This window comes from Vibrio frigidus, assembly GCF_042465995.1.
Classification (GTDB): domain Bacteria; phylum Pseudomonadota; class Gammaproteobacteria; order Enterobacterales; family Vibrionaceae; genus Vibrio.
In genome coordinates, this window is the sequence record NZ_JBCDMC010000007.1 from 135,584 (window position 1) to 155,168 (window position 19,585).

Genomic DNA, 19,585 nt, shown 5'->3' on the forward strand with positions numbered 1-19,585 from the left:
GGTTAGGATTTAGATCTATTGGCTTCTGCTGCTGCATTTATCAGGATCTCAATGGTTTCGTTCATCGTTCTTCCACTATCTTGAGCCAGTTTTTTAAGGTTCTTCTTCGTTGACTCATCAACAACCAAATTAAAACTAACCTTCTTTTCCTTTCTTATTTTGTTCCTGTATTTCACTTGTCCCCAAGCTTGCCTCATTTTAATTATGAGTAGTTCTCGCTCAGCATCTGTTATATCCAAGACATAAATTAAAGCAGGGGCAGTAATGTGAATTAGTTCTTCAATATTGAGGATAGATGGTGCTTTTTTTAATGTAATGTTTTGCTTGATGTAATTTTTAAGCCACAATCCTTGTTCTCTATTGTTCTTGTCCAACCATGATAGTTTGTTTTCATATTTATATTTTCTATATAAATATGAAGTTTCATTTACAAAATTACCTCGAATTGAATAGTCAGAATTCATATTTATACAAAATTCAATAAATATTGAAAGCATGTCACTACTATCATAAGCATCGTAGTCAGGAACTATATCCATAAGTCTTTGCTTGTTAACAAGTCTCTTGTTTTTTCTTGATACAACATTTCCACTTTCAGAAAAGTTGCGTATATGTACAAATAAATAGGCAAAAGAAATGCTTATAGGATCCTTTTTATCTATAAACCTAAATTCTCTTAAGTTAAGTATTTTTCTTTCTTGTTTAACCTCTTCAGAAATATCAATTTCAGGCATTTTAATTACTCAGTAGCTTTTGTGATAATTTTGTATCATTTTTACGGAGTTTTTTCAAATGTTTTACAACTGTATATATGTGTCGTGGGTTAGATTTAAGACACATACTTTAGCATTTTTCAAGGTTTATGGCTGTTTTGTGGGTAGTGTTGGTCATTTACCTAATGTTCGAGTTGCAGCTATGTAGGAAATCTCAGCCGGAGTCCTTTTTTATCTGAGAATTGAATTTGCAAAATAGGTAGGAGGGATAATTATAGTGAATATAAGTTTTTAACATGCCTAACTAAAAAGATTGAATCGGTATTAGTAATGTGTAACAGAATAATAATTAAAAATTACATTGGTCATATTACTTATGGGATTAATAAAAGGTAATGTTGGGGTGAAATCAAGAACTACAAGTGCTAATTAATATAACGGGTATGAACTTAATTAACTAGATGGTATTGGGAAATATGTATATATTGAATTCTATCTCTATAGAATCATTCAGATTATAAAGAAGGTTTGAGATATCATTGTAAGGTGCCTGCTTTTCTTTTTACTTGAAGAACTTTTCTTCAGATGGAAGTGGAAAGTCACTCAATGTATATAACATTTCAAGTAACCGCTATATTTCAAATGGTAATTTGAAATATCAATGCTATGAGCCTTGTTGCTATGGTAAGGACTTCATCATAGAAAATGTTTTTTCAACAATTGAGGGAAAAGCAGCAACTATACTAAAATGTATATTAGTAAAAACGGATTTTCCAAAGCCTTTCAGTGAAGAACATTATGTATTGCTGCTATTGCACTATCTCACGATTACAAATACGGAGCTGTCCATGGTTGGTTCTGAAGGAAAGGAGGTGAGAGAACAGGTTAAAGCATGTCGTCTAATTGAGAGGGGGGGGAGATAAGGTTAAGCTCTAATGAGTCCTATGGTTAGTAGTAACCACTCTGCCTTTAATACCATTTAGTGGTCATTTAACTTGATAGCAAAACGATCTTGCTATTAGTTAGGCTGTAAAACCCTCAGGATGTTGTTTCTTAAATGTTATAAAAATTCGAGTGTGAATTTGTCTTGTCAGAATGATGTTTTTAATGAAACCAAAAGTTAGGTAACGTCTGTCTGGTTAGTATTATTACGTTAATAGTTAAATATCTACTACTCCCTCACATCATCACATATCCCTGAGTCACACCAAGTGACTCACAGTACACCATTATAAATAACGGCATCAGCCTATCTATGAACCTAAACATAGGAATAGATAGCAATGAATGTACGTTCTCGAAAAAACAAAAACCTTAGACTCACCACCAAGAAAACATTTCTTGGTCATCCTATCCAGACAGCACACGGTCCATTATATCTCGACTACTTAGAAAAAATGCACGACACCATTGAACGAGCATTAGATGGCTACCCTCGTCTCATGGCTATCCGTGTAGATTTGAGATTTCCAAAACTAAGATCCAATGAAGAGGGTGGCAATGTCATAACTGACTTTATCCGCTCGTTGCAGTCACAGATAGCTTACTCTGGAAAGCGAAAAAAAAGACAAGAGGGTGGTAGGGTTCATCCCTGCAAAGTGCGAAATGTTTGGGTTAGAGAACGTTCTACCTCAATGAATGAGCACTATCACTTATTACTGATGTTCAATAAGGACAGATTTAACTGGTTAGGAAAAACTCAAACACCAGATGATAACTTAGGCTCCTTTATCGTGGAGGCATGGGCAAGAGTCGTCGGTGTTGATTATGATGAGGCAAATGGATTAGTACATTTCTCAAAAAGAAAAAATAGTGACAGCGTGGTTATTCATCGCTTGAACCGTAACTCTGATGACTTTGACGATGCGTTTGATGAGCTGTTTAAGCATGTAAGTTATTTAGCTAAAGAAGATACGAAGCATTTTGGTGATCGTAGAAGGAGTTTCGGGAGGAGTCAGCGTTAACTCAGGTTAGAGCTGCTGCATTTTTTTACAGCGGTGGCTCATCTCATGGGTATATACAAACAGGAGACTATTCCCAATGAGATTCTTAAGACTGAAAGAAGTAATAGCGTTGACGGGATTAGGTCGTTCAAGCATCTATAAGTTTATGGAAGAGAATACCTTTCCTAAAACGGTGTCACTGGGTGGGCGCGCTGTTGCATGGGTAGAGAGTGAAATCGAAGAATGGATGGAGCAGCGTCTAGCACTGCGAGAAAGCCAAAGCTAACCGCAAACAACAACGAACACAGTTATCACATCAACAGGGAGCCCACGAAGGCTCCCTTTTCAATTATAGAGAGAAATAAAATGAGTTTTTCAATTTACGTAGATGGTGCAGCACCTAACAATCAACACGGATGTACACAGGGTGGGATTGGTATTGCAGCTTTTAATGAGCACGGTGAACTAGAGTATCAAGATAGCATCACTATCAGACGCAGTACCACCAATGCAGAATTAGAGCTAACGGCCTTAATCGAAGGCCTAGAGTATGCACAGGATGGCGATGTCATCTACTCAGACAGTGATTTTTGTGTAAAGGGTTATAACGGTTGGTTAGATAATTGGAAGGATAAAGGCTGGCGTAAGTCAGACAAGAAGCCAGTAAAGAACCGTCATCTATGGCAACAAATCGACGAACTGCGTTCACAGAAATACGTAGAGGTGAGAAAGGTCAAAGCTCATTCAGGTGATAAGGGTAATGACATGGCAGACTTGTTAGCCGTTGAAGCGGCAGAAGCCGAGTAAGAAGATAGAGCACAGCGTGTTGGCAAACCGCTAGCAGGCTGTGCGGTCGTATTTATGCTTTATCCCTAGGGACAGTGATTTGTATTTAGAGTAGCGTTAAGCGTTTTTATAGATAACATATATCTTAACTATGGTGGCGTGAGAGGATAACCTTTATCCGACAGAATCGCTTGGTGATCGTATTTAATTGTATAGTTACTCTAAATGATTTATGCCCAATAAGTTTGGCACTCCTAGTTGAAGGTTGTTTTTGTGGCAGAAGTACAATGAGTTAGATTAAATTACAGTATTGATTACACCTTAATTCAGTGTTGTATGCTTATACAAAAATGGAGATATTAATGGCAATTTTCGGTGCAGGTTCAAACTGGGGTGGAACTGAAGTTAAAAAAGATTTTTTTGAAAACTGCAAGTTTGTGCTTGGCTGGAATGAAGACAACTCTAAAGATCTTTACGAGGCAGTTTCTCAGCTAAAGGTTGGCGACATTATTTACCTAAAGAGTGTGAGTCCGAGATATATTCGTAATATCGAAGTTAAAGGTATCGGTATTGTTACTAAAAGTTTCATTCAATGCTTACAGTCCGGAGAGTACGGTGATGTCGACATATCGGATTGGAATGCACTTTTCATTAAGGTCAACTGGATCAAGCAAACAAGCTTCATAATTGAAGTGCCAGATAACGAAGGGAAGTTAACAAATGTACGTCCAGCGACGTTTTATGAAGAGTACCTTCCTTATATTCAAGAAATAATAGTGAATGAATTAACGTCGTCGTTGGCACGGGTATAACAAGAGATTATGTCCTATTCCAACGCTCGGCATTGTCAGTTTGGGTTGATTTCAGTGTCAATGGTGACAAGGTTTAGGCAGAGTGGTAGCGTTGTTCACCACTTAATGCGACGTTACATTTTTTGGATCACGTATGAATTTAGAGTCTTTGAGAAAAAAATCAAAAGTTGAATTATGGACGTCAGTTCCAATCTTATTGCTGGCTGTGATAATTCCAACATTATGCTGGTTTGGCATCTTAAAGGGAAGCATCGATGCATCATCGTGGTTCCAGCGTAGTGGCTCCATTATGGTTTTGTTTGCTGTCTGGGCTGAATTTAAGCTATTTAAACTGAGTGCGAACCTTAACCCTAGAAGTAAGAATGGACAAACTTGGGAGGACTTAGGCCATGCCGACGTTCTTCACAAAGAGTTTGTGGGTTATTTAGCTACGTTTAAAATTATTGCCGCAATGCTTGCCATAATGGGCACATTGATATGTGGGTATGGTGACTTAATTCATAGACACTGGTAGTAAAAATATAATAAAGGATTTAAGAGTGATTCCCAATACCTGACATTTACATTTTAAGGGTGGGTGATAGCGTTACTCACACTTTAATGCAGCATTAATTTCGGCTCTTCCGTACCTGATTTAATCCGAAAGACCTTTGCACGAACGCGTGCCCTAAAGAGCTTTTGTCCAGAGACGTGCCAGCGAGAATGCGGCTACCTCAGAAATGCCCCAAAGCTATTTAGAATATTTGATCCAAATGTTTGACGTCTCCAGATTCAACTAAATTTTTCTAATGTTTGGAGGGCAGTAATGCCTGCCCTCTTACTTGCTTATTTATACAGTTTATTGGGTTTATATGGTTGTAAAGCATCAAAATGGCTTATTTTTCCGAGAAGTCTGGCTCATTTTGTCGGTAGAATAATTGATAAGTTATTTTTAATCTGTGTATTTGTGTTATTCATCCCTAAGATAACGCGCATTGTTAAAAAGTGACAACGTGCCGCCTCTTTTTACGTGATGGCAGAATGTGATATATATGCTTTATTTTTTAGTTGCTTATGATAGATTGGTCGAAAGTTAGGCAAGCAGAAAAATAAGCCTGGCTGTTATTAAGAATGTTAGGGCAATCTTCAAATCTTGCGAACATGAATGTATAATGGCGCAATATTATATTTATAATTAAGAGCTTAAAGTGACAGCGTATCCAAATCCGACACCGATCTATCATTTTACACATATTGATAACTTACAGAGCTTAGTCTCTTCTGGGGGATTGATCTCGAAAAATGCTGTTGATGCTCAGTCTATTCAATATAAAAACTCGGCGTATGCGAGTGTCCAAGGGCATCGTGAACAGTTCCCTGTGCCTGTTGCACCTTATGGTGTGATTCATGATTACGTTCCATTTTACTTCAATAGCCGCTCTCCAATGTTGTACACAGTTAAAATGGGTAACATTTCGGGTGTTGATATGCGTGATGTTGTTTTCTTCCAAAGCACGGCTCAAACAATTGAGGGTGCTGGGAAGGCTTTTGTATTCACGGATGGGCATGGAATTATGTCCCTGACGGATTACTATAACAAACTGTCAGAGATGCATAATGTCCCATGGCAGGTTGTACAAGCGCAATTTTGGGGGGCTTATCCTGACGGTAAGCGTGAGCGTCAAGCCGAGTTTTTGGTTCAAAATTTTGTTGAGTGGGCTTTAATTGACACAATTGGCGTCTATAATCAGGCTATGAAGATACGTGTTGAAAGTATTATTCAAAACCTTGCATATATACCTAAGGTTGAAATTAAACTTGGCTGGTATTTCTAAGGAGGGTATATGATCAAATTTACATCTGGAAATATGCTAAAAGACTCCTCGGAGGCAATAGTTAACACCGTTAATTGTGTTGGAGTTATGGGGAAAGGCTTGGCTCTTCAATTTAAGAAGGCGTTTCCAGACAACTTTAAACTATATAAGTCGGCATGTGATAGAAAGGAAGTAAAAATAGGTGAAGTATTCATTACCGAATCTGGAGATATGTTTAACAAAAAAATTATTGTTAACTTCCCGACTAAAGATCACTGGCGAGGGAAATCTAAGTATGAATATATCGAGTCAGGCTTGGATGACCTTGTAATTAAAATACGAGAGTACGGAATTAAGAGTATCGCAATTCCACCTTTAGGTGCAGGGTTAGGTAGTTTGGATTGGGAAAAAGTTAAATCAATGATAATTGATAAACTTTCTCCGCTTATAGATGTAGAGGTTTTTATATATGAGCCTAACTCAGCTCCAGAATCAAAAGAAATGATTGTAAACACAAAAACTCCTAATATGACTAGAGGCAGAGCTTTATTGTTAAAGGTTCTTGGTATCTATTCTGAAAAAGGGTATGAATGTACGAAAATAGAAATTCAAAAGCTAGCATACTTTCTTCAGGAATCAGGGGTTGATCTTAAACTAAATTATCAAGCCCATAATTTTGGTCCATATGCGGAGAATTTGAATCATGTCCTTACTCATATTGATGGTCATTTTATATCCGGATTTGGGGACAGAGTATCTAAATCTAGTATAGAGATAATTAATGATTCGCTTGAAAAAGCTGACGAATTTTTATCGACCGAGCCAGAGTATAAAGACTCGATTGATAGGGTCAAGAAGCTCATTAGTGGGTATGAGACACCATTAAGTATTGAAGTTTTAGCAACAGTACATTGGGTTATCAAGCATGAAGGGCATAACTCCTCTGATTTTGATTCCATCAAAGAATTTATTGCTCAGTGGAATGACCACAAAGCCTCTATCAAAGAAAAGTATTTGAAAAAGGCTCTAATCCAGCTTCAAACAAATTGTTGGGTATAAATTGCCCATACAAAGCATTTAAGAGTGATTCCTCACGCTTGGCAGTTTCGCTTCGCTCAAGTATAGCCAAGCGTGCATCACACCTTAATGCGGCGCTACTTTGCCAAACCTAATCCATAGCATTCTAATGTGGTAATGTAACTGACTCAGTTTTGTCCAAAAGTGTTTTAGAAGGGAAGCTGATGTACAGAAGCAAAAAAAGAATGGGGGGGCGTGATTGCTCCCCATTGTCATTTTTAGCCTTTGCTGGTGGTATTACTTTTCTGTGATCGCTTCACAACCTTTAGGAACCGTAATTGACGATACCTGTTTTCCTGCGTTTAGGGCTGCTTTCACATCCTGTTTGTATTGAGTGCATTTGCCTACACTGACGTTGACCGCTCCCGTTTCTACCGATGGATTACCTCCAAGCGATCCACCACCTTGAGCCAAAACAAAAGGTGATACTAGGGTAGTCAGTAGAACAAGTGTGTTTTGTACGATGCTTTTCATGATTAATCCTTATTGGTAGTTATAAATAGATGAGTTGTTTTGCTTTCGATTTAGAAGGTGTAAACAAAGGTGCCAGCCGTTGAAGTGACTTCAATTTCTTTCACGTTCTCTACGGTGCAGTTGTTGCTGTACCCCGTATAGGTTTCACCGAACTTCAATTGAACGTTTCTAGATAGCTCTGAGGCCGTACCAGCTGGAATACGACAATTACCTCGGTTAATCACAACGTCGGTGATGACGGTGTTATCGGTAATCGCTTGTAGGTCAAAGACTAAGCTTCCCCAATGAGAGTTAGTGGAGATCGCTACTTCTATATCAGCAACTGCTTCTGGTGATTCTTCTTGCTCTGTGCATCCTGTTGCTCCGATAAACAGGGCCATCATCACGGCGTATCGAACCGATTGGTTTAGTCGATGTTTTATTTTTGTCATGGGTTTACTCTCCTCATTGGTGAGTGAAATTCTGGATAGCCTGCCTCTTCGTGAGCCAGCATGAACTGCTCAACATTGAAGTCAGAGGGATAGGTAAATGAAAATGTCGATACACTGGCCTCATCGATGAGTGGTAAGGCAACGGTGTGTATTGGATGTTGGTCGGATAACCGAAAGAGCAGCAAGAGCGCGTCACACTGAACCGAGAGCCCCAGTGGTTCAATGAGCGTTTGCTCCTGCTGCAAAGCTTGGCTAGAGACCTTTAGCATTCGGTTGTTAAGTAATGCTTCATGGACTGACCCTAAGACTTGTCGCTGCTTGTTACTCCAGCTTCTCGTATTAGGTAGGTTGAGGTGTACTTTGCTTAGCCAAAGTCGTTCTTTTGAAATAGCTGAGGCCTTGCCCAGTAAGGGTTTGTCTCTCTCCGAGGACCGACCCTGTCCATAATTCAGTGCATCAGGAATAAGCGGCTGTAAGTACTTGTTAGTCAGTTGCCAATAGAGCATTTCTTGCTTATTGAACGTCAGTAACTGCTCGGATGTTTTTCGGTAAACATGGGGCATGCTCATCGAATCGCACTCTACGTTAAACACTTCCACAATGATGTCATCGAGATAACGTTTGATGCTGCGCGTGGTGCGGTGGATATCGATTAGGGCTAACTGCTGCTGCAACTCCCTAACGGTGATCCATCGATGTTGAGGAATAAGCATCAGCGTGTGCAGCAAAGCAGATAAGCCTTCAATGCTGGTTTTATTGCTCATGACTACTCTCTCAATACATAGCGCTCCATGTTGGAGTCGGACATTTAATGTCGGGAGAATAGAGGTGGGTTCGACACATAATGTCCAACGGTTAAAGCGCCATCAATCGGCTTAGCGAAAGCGTGAGTCGATTAACATTATCGACGGTTGTTTTTATCTCTCAGCTCTGAAATTGCTACCAGTAACCCAATCAGCAGTACCACGAGAAAGCCCAAAGTCGTTAGGGTTCCTATGGCACCAAAGAAAGGGGAAAGAGAAAGTAACGTGATGAGTGCAGAGAGAAGCTTGATGGTTTGTAGGAGAAGGGAAGTCATGAGTTATTGTGGGGTAAGGGTAATATCGTCGAATGCCTCCATCTCGGCGTAAGCGAGAAAGTTGCTCTCCCACAATTGATACAGCTCGACAGCCTCACGGTTATCTTTCATTGAAAACCAGCCGTGATAGCTTGCAAAACATTGACGAGCACGAAAATCAAAATCCAAATTCCGCTCAAGCTCAGGGTAATAGTTCCCCATATAAGCAAAGTCCGTGATGTACTCAATACACCATTCTCCTGTTGAAGATTGGCAAATAGAAATTTCGACAGGGTGAAAGCCACCAGCATCCGCACTGTAACTTTTATCACGAAAGTTAAAGACCACATGACGGCTGGTGGAGAGCGTTTCATTGTTAAGCAAATGAGCTGAGTAACGCTCATTAAGCAAGGTATACATCTTCTTAGAAACTGGTAGGGGTAATGACGTAAAGGCTAATTGGGACATCGACAGTCCTCCTTGTTTAGGGATAAATCAGAAAGTAGGTAGGGGATTAGTTAAACGAGCTGACTAGCGAGAGTTGCACGCTATCAAAGACGTTTCGGGTTAGGTGGCGAGTTAATGCGTTCATCCAAGCGGTGAGCACTTCTTGCACTTCTGGATAAGATAAATCCGTGGTTCCTGTATCGGGTTGATAGAACCAACGATTAGCAAGATGAAAGTACAGCTCTGGCTCTACTGAAGTACTGTTGTCATTAGGGTAAGAAAAGCTCGCAAAGAACACGATAAGCCAAGGCTCTGAGATTGACTCTCGTTTGAGTTGTATCTCAATCGGGTGAAGTCCTTGGCGATGGTGGTAGTAACTCATTTGACGGCAGTTCAGTACCAGTCGCTCAGCATGCTCAGGTAGTGTGTGACCTGCTAGAAGGCTCTCTAATGACGAGAGCAGTGCATCATTGATGCTGATATCACCATAGTGTTGTTCAATCATAACCAGCCTCGCTCAGCAAATGAGGTGCAGGTTTCGCCTGTTACGATATGGTCCAATACGCGCACATCCACCAGCGCTAAGGCGTCCTTGAGTCTTTCGGTTATACGTCTATCCGCTTGTGATGGGGTAGAGTCACCGGAAGGATGGTTGTGAGCCATGATCACCGCAGCTGCATTGACCTCTAACACCGCTTTTACTACTTCTCTTGGGTAGACACTGGCGGCATCGACGGTGCCATGAAAGAGCTCTTTAAACTCAATCAGTCGGTTTTGGTTATCCAGTAGCAGTAAAGCAAATACTTCACGCTCATAGCTGCCTAGCTTGCAGCGTACATACTCTTTAGTGGCGTTAGGACTAATTAAGGCATCACCACGCACATAGCGCGTGGCGAGTATCTCAGCGGCATGCTCTAGGATTTCATTCTCCTGATAGCGCTGTTGTTTTTTGTAATCAGAATTTTGGGTAGTTGCCATTACGGGCTCCTGTCGGATTCAATGGTGGGTATTCACATTGATGACATATGCCTGAATATTTTTGGGGTTAGGGTGCGAAGCGATGGAAGATCATAAGGAAAGATGTGTTATTGAAGAGGGCGTATGGTTTGTTAGCTTTAGAGGTAGGTTAGAGAGGGAATCTGATGGCGTTAGAATGGAGGTGTGATATGACAGGACAAATCGCTTGATGAACACAAAGTTATTGGGTCTTTGCTCTAAATAATTTGTGGCCCATTGTTGGATGGACCTTTTACTCATTCATATCTATTCATGAGGTTTTGCCCTACTAAAAGTCATCCATTCTTCTAATGCTGTTCGTTGTGAATCCTCATGTTGTATCACGGGATAAATTCGACTAACCCAAGAGTTGTCGCATTACAATGACGGGCTATAAGATCAATTGCTTAGGCTTATGAAACCACATACAATGTTGGGACATTAGAGCTTAGGGAAGAACATGAACTATCATCACATTCCTCGTTTTATAACTTTCTTGTCGTCTCTTAGTATTAGTTCAATTTTATGGGTTTGTTTACTTGGCCTTGAGTTTAAAGAAGCCATTGATAATCAGTTTAATGCTTTTAAATTGATTGAACCTGCGCAAGATGAAAGTCTAATCCCCTATCAAGTTAATAATGAAATGTGGGATATATTGACAACACAATCGTTCTTTTTGTATTGCGTCTTTGCGCTCATTTTATCGTTCTTGGCTACGAAGTTATTAACATCGATTATCAAGAGACAAACCACAAAAGATTTAGATGTGGGTGAATCACACCAAGTTAAAGTTATTCAATTTTTTCACTATGAAAATGAATTGCTTTTAAAGTCTAGTGCACTGATAACCATAATCACTGTACTGTACACATCATCGAGCGAGCTTGCTTTAATCGCTACATTGTTACTTTCAATGTACTCGCCAATTTGGCCATATAACTCGTTAATTCGCCAAAGCGGCATAGCTTTAGTAAAAGCTAGAATAATACTGGAAAGCGGCATTGAGGAAGATTTTGTTGTCGTCACAACTAAGAAAATAATACAAGAATTTACATATGACCCAAGTAATCCTCAGCCGATGGATATCTTGCTTTACAATAAAATTTCAATCGTCAGGTGATCTATGACTAAACCGAGTGCTTCCAAAACCACAAGCGTATTAATGCGAACTGAAGCCAATCAACTATTCACTGAGCTTAAATCCAACACAATAGCTTCAAACTCAGTGAACCATTTTGTGCTTCACCACACAGCCCGATCCAAGGTATTTGATAACGTTACAAGCTACATCCTTAAAACAACAAAAGGGATAAACGCTGCAAACTACCTTACAGAACTAGTGATGGATAATTTTGCTTCGGTCAACACCATAGTAGATTTGATAGAAGATGACGGTGCCGTTCGAACTGAGGCTGATTGTTGGGGGTGCTTAGACCTAAACGATCCAATTAACTTAGATTTGCATGGTCTTTTCTCCTCTCTGATAAACACTTTAAATGTCGCTAAGAGTAACCCTAATAAAACGGTTAACAAGGAAATTGCAAACATGGGTGTTGTGTCGTTTATGGTCAATGTACCAAACGACAAAGACATCAAAGTACACGCAATTCAACGAACGACCGATGTCGGTAAGATGGTAATTGATGGAAGCAAAAAAGCTTTTTACCGGAAAGGAAATGAAGCCTACATTGTGTCAGACGAGCGCTATAAAATTAACCCTGATTATGACTTCTTTTTGATCTCTAAAGGCAAGAAATTCTACTTGTTCGTCAGTCATTTTACTCACTTTGTATATACAGCTGGTTATGACGAGGTACAGAACAAACACGTTGAACTTGGTTTTGCTGATCTAGTAAGCGATAAACTTATCACTGAAGAAGTGAAAGACCAATTTGGTACCTACATTAATAGCATGGGTGTTCGTGAGAAAAATCACTTCATCAGAGCTATAAATAAAGGCCAGCATAAATCTTGGAAGACCTTAAAAGAACAACAAGAACAAGCAAATGAAGGGCTTCCAAAAAATAGACAATGGAAAATGAAGTTCAATGCTAAAGGCGAATTAATCCATGATGGAACAAAAGAAGGAGTTATGGAATTCGTGAAATTCTTGTCACACACAATTGTTAAGAGTGCTAGTGACTCCAACGTTATTTACGATGTTTCCGGTTGGACTCCATCCTCGAACTAACCTAATTATAGAGCATAGTTCTAAGACAACAGGGCTATTGCCCTATTAGTGAGCTGCTATAGTAATACTGGGAACTTGCCCAAGTGGCTTTTATTTTAATTAATGCTTTGGTAAATGAACCACCTCACTAAAACACTTTGTCCAAAAATCATTTGCAACCTCTTGCTGCTAGACCTAAGCATCAATCGACTCTAGAGAACTGCGAACAAAAAAATCACACCACCTAGAGAGAGGCGAATTGCTCGCCTCTCTCTTTTACTCGCGTACCGCGATCTCACCTAAAGGCACATACCGTGCTTTATTCTCATCTCTATAAAAGTTTCGCTTTTTGATTTGCCATCCGTAGCGAATGTATTTGGTATCGGTTAGGTAATAGCCTTCCCCCATAGCAAAGCGTTCACGGTGTTCAACGCTTTTCTCTGGATCGTTAAGAAAAGCCGTTTCAGGGTGATTAAGGCATGCTTTGCGCAGCTCAGGGAATAGGTTTCGAGAGTGTTTCGACCAAGCGAGAATAATAGTCTTCAACGTTTTGGTGTGAAACTCTCCTGTATACGGCTCACTGCTTTCAGCGTCATAGTCAGTCAGTGTGGCAACAATCACGCCCTTTGCCCATTGTGGTACTTCTAAGGTCTCTTGAAACGCCTCCTCCGCTTGTTGGTGTTCACGCCACGCTCTTTCCCGATCCTGTTGTTTGGCTTCTTCTTTTGCGGCTTCTTCAGCTTTAGCTTGCTCCTCGACCTGTTTAACCTGCATACGCCCTAGGTCTACGAATGAGTGGTCCAACTCATAAGTGTTAATGAGTTCGATTAACTGCTGGTGGTGTTTGTCATAAAGCCAAGGCTTATCGACATCCCCTTTATGCTGACGGTAATAACGAGCCATACTTAAGCAGTGCTCAGCAAAACCTTGGTCATTACCACCACAGCCTAAATCTAAGCGGCATTCGTGCTGATGTTCATTGTCAAAGGTCACGGTTACTTTTGTTTTGTCGTACCCGCCTAATGGGTTGCGTTTAGCAACCTCCAGAGCTTTCTTTTCGAACTCACTAAAGTCATAGAGTGTCTCTTCAGTGAATTCCCGAGACTCAGACCAGTGGACAAGTACCGTGAGTGGTTTGATTTTTTTTGCCTCTGGCATAAATGATGAGTCTGATTTGTTTGTTGATGGCATGAGTGTTTCCTTTTTACGAATAAAATAAAAAAGACCACCTTGATAACAAGATGGCCTCTAGAGTGGTGGGTGAACGTGTTTGTGGGTTGTTAAGCTGGTGGGGTGTGCTTAACGGATTAGATAGAATGCCTCTTTACAGCGTGATAGGGCGGCTCTGAGCCATTTATCCAGCACTTGCCTTGGTAGCCATTGATGAGCTGCTGAAAGAGCCACATCTCAAAAGCAGACTTGGGTTTTATTGCGACATCAAAGCCATCGTCATCAAATCGTTGCCGTTCTTTCCAAGTTACATCTAAATCACTTAGCTGCGTTTTTAACTCATCTAGTTGGGTTTGTTTTGAGGTATCTAATGGTGCTTTAAGCCAGACCTCTAGGGTGTGACAATACGGCATCACTCCATAGTCTTTAGGGAGATTCAGAGTGTTACGTAATGCACGTATCCAACCTTCTGCTTTGGTGTCTCGACCATTGAGTTTGACATCTCCTGATTCAGCGGCTGCTGACCAGTCACAACCGTATTTCACGAGTAGTTGGTTGAATGTCTTTACACTACAGAACTGCCAGCTACGTGCTCGTTTGTTTGTCTCCGAGTCAAAGAGATTACTAGAGCCAATGAGCATGTGGAGCATGAATAGATCTTCAGCTCGTAGCGTTAGCCCGTAACGCTCATACAGGGCTTGTTTAAGTTCGCTGGTGCTTCGGGTGTCAGTATGGTTTAAACGCTCTTTGAAGAAGGTACAGGCTTGCTGAGCGACATCTTCTTTTGGTACACGCAATGCGAGTTGTTCATAGACAATGTCATAGGACATAAAGGGGGTCTCCTGTGAAAGAGTAAGGTAGTAAAATCATGGTGATACTAGAAGCTAGGGGGGAGGTAGAGTGGCGGTGGTTATCAATTGCGCTCTGGTATTAGGGGCTACGCAGCTCGATTGGGTTGTAGGCTCCCTTGGCTAAGTTAGCGATAAATTTGGATTCCCATAGTGTGTATAGCTTGTTGGTGTTGGGTGCGCTCATACTCTTTAGACCAGAGTATCGAGTGAAGACCGTGGCATGAGTGAAATCGAACTCAATATCTAGCTCAAGTATCGGATAAGGGTATCCATTGAAGCTGAAGTCAGTGATGCAGAGGATTGTGTACTTGTTGTTAATGTCTTTCTTCAATGCAATCTCAATAGGGTGATAGCCTCCATGTTCAGCGGAGTAGTGCTCGTTACTGTAGTTGATGATGTGATGACCATCTGCGAGATCTGCGTATTTATTTAGAACGTTGTTTAATGTCTCTAGAAGAGCCAGGGAGGTAGGCAAAGCTGTTTTGTTGAATGAAGTCATGGGTAAGCGGTTTCTATGCATAAGTGGCTCCTTTTCGACTAATGGGGTTATGCATAGTGATGAAATATATTTGAAAAAATTTTGATTCAAATGGATGGCAGGGGTAGAAGGACGTGATACTGAATGGGGAGTCATTTCGACTAAAACAAAAAATTCATATATGAAACCGGAGTGCTGAAAGTTTGGTTTTGCGCATTGTTGATTCTTCAATTTTCCCGTATTCTCCGTGTTTCAAAATGGATAAAGAATTAGCGAGTGTACAACTCGGTGGTTGCTGAAATAGTAGCGATTAAAAAAATCAGCGACATAGTTAAAGTCAGCTTAGAAAAGCACTTAGAGACTTGCCTTTAAAGATCGGCTCCCATCGGTTTCAAAGTCGGTGGTTTTTGGCGTTTAAGAGTGAAGCTCTTGAAGCCTAGATACCAGAGCAAGAAGATCCGGTTTAACTGAGTCCCTAAACACAATATGACGAACATGTGCCGACTGTTTTCACGATGTCGGTCAATAATTGAAATGAATTGAGTAAAATATGAATAAGCAACAATTAGCGGCAAAAATCTGGGAATCAGCGAACCAGATGCGTTCAAAGATCGAAGCAAACGAATACAAAGACTACATCTTAGGGTTCATCTTTTATAAGTACCTCAGCGATCAACAGGTGCAGTTTGTCACCAAAGAAGGGATGACGCCCGATGAAATCAAAGCGCTAACAGAAGAAGACGCTGAAACAGTCAAATACATTCAAGATAACCTTGGCTATTTTATTGCTTACGAAAATCTGTTTTCAACGTGGGTTGATCCAACGTCCGACTTTGATGAGTCAAACGTACGTGATGCACTTTCTGCTTTTAGCCGTTTGATTTCTCCTACTTACAAAAAGTTGTTTGAAGGCATTTTTACTACCCTAGAAACAGGGTTAAGCAAACTCGGTGAAAGTGCGGGTAAGCGAACTAAAGCTATCAGCGACTTGCTGCACTTAATTAAAAGTATCCCTATGAACGGTCAGCAAGGCTATGACGTTCTGGGTTACATCTACGAGTACCTGATTGAAAAGTTTGCGGCTAATGCGGGTAAAAAAGCCGGAGAGTTTTATACGCCTCATGAGGTCTCGGTTCTCATGTCGCACATCATCGCCCATGAACTAAAAAATAAAGACACCATTGAGATTTATGATCCAACGTCCGGCTCTGGCTCACTCCTTATCAATATTGGTGAGGCCGTCGAAAAATACGCTAAAAACAAAGACAGCATTACCTATTATGCGCAAGAGTTAAAAGCGAACACCTATAATCTCACCCGTATGAATCTGATCATGCGTGGTATTAAAGCCAGCAACATTAAAACCCGCAATGGCGATACTCTAGAAGACGATTGGCCATACTTCGATGAGAACGATCCACAAGGCACTTACGATGCCTTATACGTGGACGCTGTTGTCTCTAACCCGCCGTATTCACAACAATGGGACCCTAGCTATAAAGATAGCGATCCACGTTATTCGCGTTTTGGTCTAGCCCCAAAAACTAAAGCCGATTTTGCCTTCCTATTGCACGATCTCTATCACCTAAAGCCCGATGGTATTATGACTATTGTATTACCTCATGGGGTGTTGTTCCGTGGTGGTGAAGAGGGGGAGATCCGCAAGCAGCTTATTGAGCAGAACCACATTGATGCCATTATTGGTTTGCCGGGTAATATCTTCTTTGGTACGGGTATTCCAACCGTGATTTTAGTACTCAAACAAAAGCGTCAGAATACCGATGTATTGGTTGTTGATGCTTCTAAGCACTTTACTAAAGAAGGCAAAAACAACAAGCTGCAAGCGAGTGATATTAAGCGCACTGTTGATGCTGTGATCAATCGAGAGAGCGTCGATAAGTTCTCGAAAGTAGTGAGTAAAGAAACCTTACGCAATAATGGTTATAACTTAAACATACCACGCTATGTAGACTCTTCAGCTGCGGCTGAAAGCTGGGACTTACACGCCACCATGTTAGGCGGTATCCCTAACAGTGAGATTGATGAACTCAATTCATATTGGCTTGCTTTCCCTGAACTACGCAGTACCTTGTTTGCGGCTAAATCTTCCGCATACAGTGAGTTGACTATAGCTAAAGACGCAGTCAATACCAGCATTAGCAGTCACCCACAGGTAGTAGAGTTTATCGCAGGTTACAAACAAGCCTTTGCAGGGTTTGATGGCGACTTAAACACTAAACTTATTAAAGGTTGGGAAGGGGTTAACCGTAATCAACAAGAAGCTTCATTAAGTGTTGAACTCTTTAACCGCCTAAGTCCTATTGCTTTAATCGACAAATATCAAGCCTATCAGCTTCTAAACAACCAATGGCAAATCATTAGCGCCGATTTAGAAATGATGCAAACTGAAGGTTTTGATGCGACTAAGCAAGTTGAGCCGAATATTGTTATCAAAAAGACAAACGGCAAAGACACTGAGGTACAGGACAAAACGACGCCATGGAAAGGTCACATATTACCTTTTGGCTTAGTGCAAAAAACTCACTTAAGTGATGACCTAGCAGCTCTGGTTAAACAAGAGAGTCGTTTGGCTGAAATCTCCAGCTCTCTTGAAGACATTTTAGAGTCCTTAAGTGAAGACGATAAAGAGCTAGATACCGTCAAAGAAAGCAAAGACGCTTTTGTTAATGCTGAAGTAGCAAAGGCTGCTAAGACTTTCTTGAAAGAGCAGAAAGACAGTAACGTTAAGTTCACAGAAGACAGTCTTGTGCTTGAAGAAAGCTATAAGGCCAAAATTATCCATGCTAACAAACTTATCAATGAAGAAAAAGCACTGAAGAAAGCAGTGAAAGAAGCGGCAACTAAACTGCACCTTAAAACGAAAACCACCATTGAAGGCTTAAGCGACGAGCAAGTGAAGAATCTGCTGAATCTAAAATGGATCGCTCCATTAAGTAGCGAACTCGCTGCGATGCCAAGTAGCTTGATTGCCCAGCTAACCAACAAGGCACAAGTCCTTGCGGATAAATACGCTGTAACCTATTCGCAAGTCGCGAGTGACATCAAAACCACTGAAGATGAATTAGCGGAAATGATGAGTGGTCTCACAGGTAACGAGTTCGATATGCAAGGCTTGGCTGAATTCACTAGCTTGTTGAAGGGTGAGTAAGATGAATTTAGATAAAAAGGTGCCTGAGATTCGGTTTGCAGGCTTTGGTGGAAAGTGGGACAAAAAAGAGTTGGGTACTGATGTCGCTGATATTATTGGTGGAGGTACTCCTAGCACTTCAATATCTGAATTTTGGAACGGTGATATCGATTGGTATTCGCCTACTGAAATTGGCGACAATGTGTATGCTGAAGGTAGCCAGAAAAAAATTACGGCTCTAGGCCTTAAAAGTTCATCTGCAAAGATACTTCCGGCTGGTAGGACGGTTCTATTTACTAGTAGGGCTGGCATCGGGGATATGGCTATTCTTGCTAGTTCAGGAGCTACTAACCAAGGCTTTCAATCTTTTGTTGTGAAAGAAGGGTTTTCACCTTATTTCATTTATTCTATCGGTAAACAGATTAAAGAGTTTGCACTTAAACATGCATCAGGTTCGACATTTTTAGAAATTTCAGGTAAGCAGCTTGGACGTATGGAGATCCTGATACCTTGCGAAAAAGAACAAGCCACCATCGGTAACTACTTCCAAAAGCTCGACAGCCTAATCAACCAACACCAACAAAAGCATGACAAGCTCAGCAGCCTTAAAAAAGCCATGCTGGAAAAAATGTTCCCCAAGCAAGGTGAAACCGTTCCAGAAATCCGCTTTAAAGGGTTTAGTGGGGAGTGGAAAAGTACCGCTCTTGCTGAACTTGCATTGTTCAACCCAAGAGAAGATCTACCTGCGAGTTTTAAGTATGTTGATTTAGAGTCAGTTAAAGGAACGTCTTTAATTGGATATAGAAAAGAACTAAAAGAAAATGCCCCCTCAAGGGCCCAACGTCTTGCAAAAAAAGGAGATGTTTTTTTTCAAACGGTAAGGCCATATCAGAAAAACAACTACTTATTTAATAAAGATGACGACGATTTCGTATTTTCAACAGGTTACGCTCAATTACGGCCCTATTATGATGGCGACTTTTTGCTGAATCTAGTTCAACGAGATCCATTTGTTAAGGATGTACTAGATAATTGTACGGGGACCAGTTATCCAGCAATAAACGCATCGATACTAGCTGGTCTGAGGGTGCAATATCCTGAATCGAAAGAAGAACAAGCCGCCATTGGCAGCTACTTCCAAAAACTTGATACGCTGATCAACCAACACCAACAACAGATCACCAAGCTCACTAACATCAAGCAGGCTTGCTTGAGCAAAATGTTTGTTTAAGGAATGAC

23 protein-coding genes are annotated in these 19,585 nt (G+C 40.7%); 12 read left to right on the forward strand and 11 right to left on the reverse strand.

Annotated elements, in window-relative coordinates; genetic code table 11:
* Window positions 1–2: 2 nt before the first annotated feature.
* Window positions 3–734 (reverse strand): RepB family protein, encoded by a 732-nt coding sequence (locus tag AACW90_RS13425; RefSeq protein ID WP_390235254.1) that lies wholly within the window; start codon window positions 732–734, stop codon window positions 3–5.
* 545 nt (window positions 735–1,279) lie between these two features.
* Here AACW90_RS13425 and AACW90_RS13430 point away from each other — a divergent pair.
* From AACW90_RS13430 to darG, 8 genes are all read left to right on the forward strand, one after another.
* Window positions 1,280–1,636, forward strand: coding sequence for a DUF4238 domain-containing protein (locus AACW90_RS13430; protein WP_390235257.1), 357 nt, complete (start codon window positions 1,280–1,282; stop codon window positions 1,634–1,636).
* A 360-nt stretch (window positions 1,637–1,996) separates the two neighbouring features.
* Entirely contained in the window at window positions 1,997–2,677 is a 681-nt protein-coding gene (locus tag AACW90_RS13435) for an inovirus Gp2 family protein (RefSeq protein WP_390235260.1), read from the forward strand.
* Between the two features lie 76 nt (window positions 2,678–2,753).
* Complete coding sequence (locus AACW90_RS13440) at window positions 2,754–2,942, forward strand: AlpA family transcriptional regulator (RefSeq protein ID WP_136996120.1); 189 nt, start codon at window positions 2,754–2,756, stop codon at window positions 2,940–2,942.
* Between the two features lie 80 nt (window positions 2,943–3,022).
* Complete coding sequence (locus AACW90_RS13445) at window positions 3,023–3,463, forward strand: ribonuclease HI (protein WP_390235264.1); 441 nt, start codon at window positions 3,023–3,025, stop codon at window positions 3,461–3,463.
* 341 nt (window positions 3,464–3,804) lie between these two features.
* Window positions 3,805–4,254 (forward strand): hypothetical protein, encoded by a 450-nt coding sequence (locus AACW90_RS13450; RefSeq protein ID WP_390235266.1) that lies wholly within the window; start codon window positions 3,805–3,807, stop codon window positions 4,252–4,254.
* 133 nt (window positions 4,255–4,387) lie between these two features.
* Window positions 4,388–4,768 (forward strand): hypothetical protein, encoded by a 381-nt coding sequence (locus AACW90_RS13455; RefSeq protein WP_390235269.1) that lies wholly within the window; start codon window positions 4,388–4,390, stop codon window positions 4,766–4,768.
* 673 nt (window positions 4,769–5,441) lie between these two features.
* Window positions 5,442–6,068, forward strand: a complete 627-nt coding sequence (gene darT, locus AACW90_RS13460) for a type II toxin-antitoxin system toxin DNA ADP-ribosyl transferase DarT (RefSeq protein WP_390235272.1) — start codon at window positions 5,442–5,444, stop codon at window positions 6,066–6,068.
* A gap of 9 nt (window positions 6,069–6,077) precedes the next feature.
* Window positions 6,078–7,106, forward strand: coding sequence for a type II toxin-antitoxin system antitoxin DNA ADP-ribosyl glycohydrolase DarG (gene darG, locus AACW90_RS13465; protein WP_390235275.1), 1,029 nt, complete (start codon window positions 6,078–6,080; stop codon window positions 7,104–7,106).
* A 255-nt stretch (window positions 7,107–7,361) separates the two neighbouring features.
* On the opposite strand, the gene AACW90_RS13470 is transcribed toward darG, so the two are convergent.
* The 7 genes from AACW90_RS13470 to radC form a co-directional block, all read right to left on the reverse strand.
* Window positions 7,362–7,598, reverse strand: a complete 237-nt coding sequence (locus AACW90_RS13470; protein ID WP_390235277.1) for a hypothetical protein — start codon at window positions 7,596–7,598, stop codon at window positions 7,362–7,364.
* Window positions 7,599–7,648: 50 nt separating this feature from the next.
* Window positions 7,649–8,029, reverse strand: coding sequence for a hypothetical protein (locus tag AACW90_RS13475; protein WP_502226696.1), 381 nt, complete (start codon window positions 8,027–8,029; stop codon window positions 7,649–7,651).
* On the reverse strand, window positions 8,026–8,793 hold the full coding sequence (locus tag AACW90_RS13480) for a transcriptional regulator (protein ID WP_390235279.1): 768 nt from the start codon (window positions 8,791–8,793) through the stop codon (window positions 8,026–8,028). The genes AACW90_RS13475 and AACW90_RS13480 overlap by 4 nt, the downstream gene beginning before the upstream one ends.
* Before the next feature lie 137 nt (window positions 8,794–8,930).
* The gene (locus AACW90_RS13485; protein WP_390235281.1) at window positions 8,931–9,107 is read right to left on the reverse strand and encodes a hypothetical protein; all 177 of its coding nucleotides are present in this window, start codon (window positions 9,105–9,107) and stop codon (window positions 8,931–8,933) included.
* A gap of 3 nt (window positions 9,108–9,110) precedes the next feature.
* Window positions 9,111–9,554, reverse strand: a complete 444-nt coding sequence (locus tag AACW90_RS13490; RefSeq protein WP_390235283.1) for a DUF2787 domain-containing protein — start codon at window positions 9,552–9,554, stop codon at window positions 9,111–9,113.
* A gap of 46 nt (window positions 9,555–9,600) precedes the next feature.
* A complete protein-coding gene (locus AACW90_RS13495) occupies window positions 9,601–10,038 on the reverse strand; it encodes a DUF2787 domain-containing protein (protein ID WP_390235286.1) in 438 nt (145 codons plus the stop codon).
* The gene (gene radC / locus AACW90_RS13500; RefSeq protein ID WP_102478615.1) at window positions 10,035–10,511 is read right to left on the reverse strand and encodes a RadC family protein; all 477 of its coding nucleotides are present in this window, start codon (window positions 10,509–10,511) and stop codon (window positions 10,035–10,037) included. Before radC ends, AACW90_RS13495 begins: the two co-directional genes overlap by 4 nt.
* Window positions 10,512–10,989: 478 nt before the next feature.
* Between radC and AACW90_RS13505 the strand changes: the two genes are divergently transcribed.
* Window positions 10,990–11,649, forward strand: coding sequence for a hypothetical protein (locus tag AACW90_RS13505; protein ID WP_132743393.1), 660 nt, complete (start codon window positions 10,990–10,992; stop codon window positions 11,647–11,649).
* Between the two features lie 3 nt (window positions 11,650–11,652).
* Window positions 11,653–12,720 carry a hypothetical protein gene (locus tag AACW90_RS13510; protein WP_390235289.1) on the forward strand — a complete coding sequence of 356 codons (1,068 nt, stop codon included), beginning with the start codon at window positions 11,653–11,655 and terminating at the stop codon, window positions 12,718–12,720.
* Between the two features lie 255 nt (window positions 12,721–12,975).
* On the opposite strand, the gene AACW90_RS13515 is transcribed toward AACW90_RS13510, so the two are convergent.
* From AACW90_RS13515 to AACW90_RS13525, 3 genes are all read right to left on the reverse strand, one after another.
* Window positions 12,976–13,890: an LPD25 domain-containing protein gene (locus AACW90_RS13515; RefSeq protein WP_390235291.1), complete on the reverse strand. Its 915-nt coding sequence runs from the start codon at window positions 13,888–13,890 to the stop codon at window positions 12,976–12,978.
* Window positions 13,891–14,006: 116 nt separating this feature from the next.
* The gene (locus AACW90_RS13520) at window positions 14,007–14,699 is read right to left on the reverse strand and encodes a hypothetical protein (protein ID WP_390235294.1); all 693 of its coding nucleotides are present in this window, start codon (window positions 14,697–14,699) and stop codon (window positions 14,007–14,009) included.
* 100 nt (window positions 14,700–14,799) lie between these two features.
* Window positions 14,800–15,240 carry a DUF2787 family protein gene (locus tag AACW90_RS13525; protein WP_390235297.1) on the reverse strand — a complete coding sequence of 147 codons (441 nt, stop codon included), beginning with the start codon at window positions 15,238–15,240 and terminating at the stop codon, window positions 14,800–14,802.
* Window positions 15,241–15,748: 508 nt separating this feature from the next.
* Between AACW90_RS13525 and AACW90_RS13530 the strand changes: the two genes are divergently transcribed.
* Both AACW90_RS13530 and AACW90_RS13535 read left to right on the forward strand, forming a co-directional pair.
* Window positions 15,749–18,367, forward strand: a complete 2,619-nt coding sequence (locus AACW90_RS13530; protein WP_390235299.1) for a type I restriction-modification system subunit M — start codon at window positions 15,749–15,751, stop codon at window positions 18,365–18,367.
* 1 nt (window position 18,368) lies between these two features.
* On the forward strand, window positions 18,369–19,577 hold the full coding sequence (locus tag AACW90_RS13535; RefSeq protein WP_390235302.1) for a restriction endonuclease subunit S: 1,209 nt from the start codon (window positions 18,369–18,371) through the stop codon (window positions 19,575–19,577).
* Window positions 19,578–19,585: the final 8 nt, after the last annotated feature.

Excerpts from the sequence above, each read along its gene's own strand:
- AACW90_RS13495 (WP_390235286.1), bottom strand. The coding sequence starts at position 10,038 with ATGATTGAACAACACTATGGTGATATCAGCATCAATGATGCACTGCTC.
- AACW90_RS13480 (WP_390235279.1), bottom strand. The coding sequence starts at position 8,793 with ATGAGCAATAAAACCAGCATTGAAGGCTTATCTGCTTTGCTGCACACG.
- AACW90_RS13475 (WP_502226696.1), bottom strand. The coding sequence starts at position 8,029 with ATGACAAAAATAAAACATCGACTAAACCAATCGGTTCGATACGCCGTG.
- AACW90_RS13425 (WP_390235254.1), bottom strand. The coding sequence starts at position 734 with ATGCCTGAAATTGATATTTCTGAAGAGGTTAAACAAGAAAGAAAAATA.
- AACW90_RS13470 (WP_390235277.1), bottom strand. The coding sequence starts at position 7,598 with ATGAAAAGCATCGTACAAAACACACTTGTTCTACTGACTACCCTAGTA.
- AACW90_RS13450 (WP_390235266.1), top strand. The coding sequence starts at position 3,805 with ATGGCAATTTTCGGTGCAGGTTCAAACTGGGGTGGAACTGAAGTTAAA.
- AACW90_RS13490 (WP_390235283.1), bottom strand. The coding sequence starts at position 9,554 with ATGTCCCAATTAGCCTTTACGTCATTACCCCTACCAGTTTCTAAGAAG.
- AACW90_RS13525 (WP_390235297.1), bottom strand. The coding sequence starts at position 15,240 with ATGCATAGAAACCGCTTACCCATGACTTCATTCAACAAAACAGCTTTG.
- AACW90_RS13435 (WP_390235260.1), top strand. The coding sequence starts at position 1,997 with ATGAATGTACGTTCTCGAAAAAACAAAAACCTTAGACTCACCACCAAG.
- AACW90_RS13485 (WP_390235281.1), bottom strand. The coding sequence starts at position 9,107 with ATGACTTCCCTTCTCCTACAAACCATCAAGCTTCTCTCTGCACTCATC.
- AACW90_RS13455 (WP_390235269.1), top strand. The coding sequence starts at position 4,388 with ATGAATTTAGAGTCTTTGAGAAAAAAATCAAAAGTTGAATTATGGACG.
- AACW90_RS13505 (WP_132743393.1), top strand. The coding sequence starts at position 10,990 with ATGAACTATCATCACATTCCTCGTTTTATAACTTTCTTGTCGTCTCTT.
- AACW90_RS13440 (WP_136996120.1), top strand. The coding sequence starts at position 2,754 with ATGAGATTCTTAAGACTGAAAGAAGTAATAGCGTTGACGGGATTAGGT.
- radC (WP_102478615.1), bottom strand. The coding sequence starts at position 10,511 with ATGGCAACTACCCAAAATTCTGATTACAAAAAACAACAGCGCTATCAG.
- AACW90_RS13515 (WP_390235291.1), bottom strand. The coding sequence starts at position 13,890 with ATGCCATCAACAAACAAATCAGACTCATCATTTATGCCAGAGGCAAAA.
- AACW90_RS13510 (WP_390235289.1), top strand. The coding sequence starts at position 11,653 with ATGACTAAACCGAGTGCTTCCAAAACCACAAGCGTATTAATGCGAACT.
- AACW90_RS13445 (WP_390235264.1), top strand. The coding sequence starts at position 3,023 with ATGAGTTTTTCAATTTACGTAGATGGTGCAGCACCTAACAATCAACAC.
- AACW90_RS13530 (WP_390235299.1), top strand. The coding sequence starts at position 15,749 with ATGAATAAGCAACAATTAGCGGCAAAAATCTGGGAATCAGCGAACCAG.
- AACW90_RS13535 (WP_390235302.1), top strand. The coding sequence starts at position 18,369 with ATGAATTTAGATAAAAAGGTGCCTGAGATTCGGTTTGCAGGCTTTGGT.
- AACW90_RS13520 (WP_390235294.1), bottom strand. The coding sequence starts at position 14,699 with ATGTCCTATGACATTGTCTATGAACAACTCGCATTGCGTGTACCAAAA.
- darG (WP_390235275.1), top strand. The coding sequence starts at position 6,078 with ATGATCAAATTTACATCTGGAAATATGCTAAAAGACTCCTCGGAGGCA.